Annotated in this window: 1 rRNA gene; it reads right to left on the minus strand. The window is 51.5% G+C overall.

Annotated features, from left to right (window positions below):
* Nucleotides 1-145: 145 nt before the first annotated feature.
* A 23S ribosomal RNA gene (locus V5E99_RS30805) occupies nucleotides 146-3,037 on the minus strand.
* Nucleotides 3,038-3,125 lie beyond the last annotated feature (88 nt).

Genomic DNA, 3,125 nt, shown 5'->3' on the forward strand with positions numbered 1-3,125 from the left:
GGTAGCCGGCTCGTTAAACCTTGCGGTTCACGCTCCAGCGAATGGGTATGCGATAGATTTGTGGGTGTACAGCTGCGAACTTTCGGTTCATTGCGTCTTCACACACCGCAATCTGGCCTTTCGACGCAAATTGCTTGGGTGTTATATGGTCAAGCCTCACGGGCAATTAGTATTGGTTAGCTCAACGCCTCACAGCGCTTACACACCCAACCTATCAACGTCGTAGTCTTCGACGGCCCTTCAGGGGACTCAAGGTCCCAGTGAGATCTCATCTTGAGGCTAGTTTCCCGCTTAGATGCTTTCAGCGGTTATCTATTCCGAACATAGCTACCCGGCAATGCCACTGGCGTGACAACCGGAACACCAGAGGTTCGTCCACTCCGGTCCTCTCGTACTAGGAGCAGCCCCTCTCAAATCTCAAACGTCCACGGCAGATAGGGACCGAACTGTCTCACGACGTTCTAAACCCAGCTCGCGTACCACTTTAAATGGCGAACAGCCATACCCTTGGGACCGGCTTCAGCCCCAGGATGTGATGAGCCGACATCGAGGTGCCAAACACCGCCGTCGATATGAACTCTTGGGCGGTATCAGCCTGTTATCCCCGGAGTACCTTTTATCCGTTGAGCGATGGCCCTTCCATACAGAACCACCGGATCACTAAGACCTACTTTCGTACCTGCTCGACGTGTCTGTCTCGCAGTCAAGCGCGCTTTTGCCTTTATACTCTACGACCGATTTCCGACCGGTCTGAGCGCACCTTCGTACTCCTCCGTTACTCTTTAGGAGGAGACCGCCCCAGTCAAACTACCCACCATACACTGTCCTCGATCCGGATAACGGACCTGAGTTAGAACCTCAAAGTTGCCAGGGTGGTATTTCAAGGTTGGCTCCACGCGAACTGGCGTCCACGCTTCAAAGCCTCCCACCTATCCTACACAAGCAAATTCAAAGTCCAGTGCAAAGCTATAGTAAAGGTTCACGGGGTCTTTCCGTCTAGCCGCGGATACACTGCATCTTCACAGCGATTTCAATTTCACTGAGTCTCGGGTGGAGACAGCGCCGCCATCGTTACGCCATTCGTGCAGGTCGGAACTTACCCGACAAGGAATTTCGCTACCTTAGGACCGTTATAGTTACGGCCGCCGTTTACCGGGGCTTCGATCAAGAGCTTCGCGTTAGCTAACCCCATCAATTAACCTTCCGGCACCGGGCAGGCGTCACACCCTATACGTCCACTTTCGTGTTTGCAGAGTGCTGTGTTTTTAATAAACAGTCGCAGCGGCCTGGTATCTTCGACCGGCATGGGCTTACGCAGTAAATGCTTCACCCTCACCGGCGCACCTTCTCCCGAAGTTACGGTGCCATTTTGCCTAGTTCCTTCACCCGAGTTCTCTCAAGCGCCTTGGTATTCTCTACCCAACCACCTGTGTCGGTTTGGGGTACGGTTCCTGGTTACCTGAAGCTTAGAAGCTTTTCTTGGAAGCATGGCATCAACCACTTCGTCATCTAAAAGATAACTCGTCATCAGCTCTCGGCCTTAGAATCCCGGATTTACCTAAGATTCCAGCCTACCACCTTAAACTTGGACAACCAACGCCAAGCTGGCCTAGCCTTCTCCGTCCCTCCATCGCAATAACCAGAAGTACAGGAATATTAACCTGTTTTCCATCGACTACGCTTTTCAGCCTCGCCTTAGGGACCGACTAACCCTGCGTCGATTAACGTTGCGCAGGAAACCTTGGTCTTTCGGCGTGGGTGTTTTTCACACCCATTGTCGTTACTCATGTCAGCATTCGCACTTCTGATACCTCCAGCAAGCTTCTCAACTCACCTTCACAGGCTTACAGAACGCTCCTCTACCGCATCACCTAAGTGATACCCGTAGCTTCGGTGTATGGTTTGAGCCCCGTTACATCTTCCGCGCAGGCCGACTCGACTAGTGAGCTATTACGCTTTCTTTAAAGGGTGGCTGCTTCTAAGCCAACCTCCTAGCTGTCTAAGCCTTCCCACATCGTTTCCCACTTAACCATAACTTTGGGACCTTAGCTGACGGTCTGGGTTGTTTCCCTTTTCACGACGGACGTTAGCACCCGCCGTGTGTCTCCCATGCTCGGCACTTGTAGGTATTCGGAGTTTGCATCGGTTTGGTAAGTCGGGATGACCCCCTAGCCGAAACAGTGCTCTACCCCCTACAGTGATACATGAGGCGCTACCTAAATAGCTTTCGAGGAGAACCAGCTATCTCCGAGCTTGATTAGCCTTTCACTCCGATCCACAGGTCATCCGCTAACTTTTCAACGGTAGTCGGTTCGGTCCTCCAGTTAGTGTTACCCAACCTTCAACCTGCCCATGGATAGATCGCCCGGTTTCGGGTCTATTCCCAGCGACTAGACGCCCTATTAAGACTCGCTTTCGCTACGCCTCCCCTATTCGGTTAAGCTCGCCACTGAAAATAAGTCGCTGACCCATTATACAAAAGGTACGCAGTCACCCAACAAAGTGGGCTCCCACTGCTTGTACGCATACGGTTTCAGGATCTATTTCACTCCCCTCTCCGGGGTTCTTTTCGCCTTTCCCTCACGGTACTAGTTCACTATCGGTCAGTCAGTAGTATTTAGCCTTGGAGGATGGTCCCCCCATATTCAGACAAAGTTTCTCGTGCTCCGTCCTACTCGATTTCATGACTAAGAGATTTTCGCGTACAGGGCTATCACCCACTATGGCCGTACTTTCCAGAACGTTCCGCTAATCTCAAAGCCACTTAAGGGCTAGTCCCCGTTCGCTCGCCACTACTAAGGGAATCTCGGTTGATTTCTTTTCCTCAGGGTACTTAGATGTTTCAGTTCCCCTGGTTCGCTTCTTAAGCCTATGTATTCAGCTTAAGATACCTAACTTATGTTAGGTGGGTTCCCCCATTCAGACATCTCCGGATCAAAGTCTGTTTGCCGACTCCCCGAAGCTTTTCGCAGGCTACCACGTCTTTCATCGCCTCTGACTGCCAAGGCATCCACCGTATGCGCTTCTTCACTTGACCATATAACCCCAAGCAATCTGGTTATACTGTGAAGACGACATTCGCCGAAAATTCGCAATTACTCACAAATTTTACCTTAGCCTGATCC

Source organism: Janthinobacterium sp. LPB2021202312-11-4 (assembly GCF_037049705.1).
Lineage (GTDB): Bacteria > Pseudomonadota > Gammaproteobacteria > Pseudomonadales > Pseudomonadaceae > Aquipseudomonas.